Here is a 436-nt window from a genome sequence, read left to right on the forward strand (position 1 = left end):
GCTCTGCCGTACCCGTTAAGCTACCTTTACCGTTCGTTTCATCAACCGTTGGCGCACCTGGCGCTGACGTATCAAGGGTTAAATCACCGGTGACTTCATCTGTATTACCTAACGCATCCGTCGCTGTCACCGTCACCGTATAATCACCATCTACTGCAAGTGGTGTCGTTACGCCCACGCTCCAACTGCCATTGGCTGTATCCACAGTCGCATCGTAAGAGTGACCACCAATCATCACCGTCACGCTGTCAGCGTCCGTATCCACGGTACCTGTTAAGATTGGCGTGTTATCAGAGGTATCCGCTAGGCTACTTTCATCAATCGTCACATTAATTGCTGCATCCACTGTCGCCGTTACTGGGCCACTTTCATTACCCGCTGAGTCCGTTGCTGTCGCGCTCACTTCCGTACCATCCGCTAATGGCGCATCAGGCGT

The 436-nt window shown here is 52.8% G+C and carries 1 protein-coding gene; it reads right to left on the reverse strand.

What is annotated here, in order from left to right; all coding sequences use genetic code 11:
* Positions 1–436 (reverse strand): Ig-like domain-containing protein (locus tag V6256_RS15220; protein WP_341599108.1); only part of this gene is annotated, 436 nt, incomplete at both ends.

This window comes from Psychromonas aquatilis, from assembly GCF_038155185.1.
In the GTDB taxonomy this organism is placed as follows: domain Bacteria; phylum Pseudomonadota; class Gammaproteobacteria; order Enterobacterales; family Psychromonadaceae; genus Psychromonas; species Psychromonas aquatilis.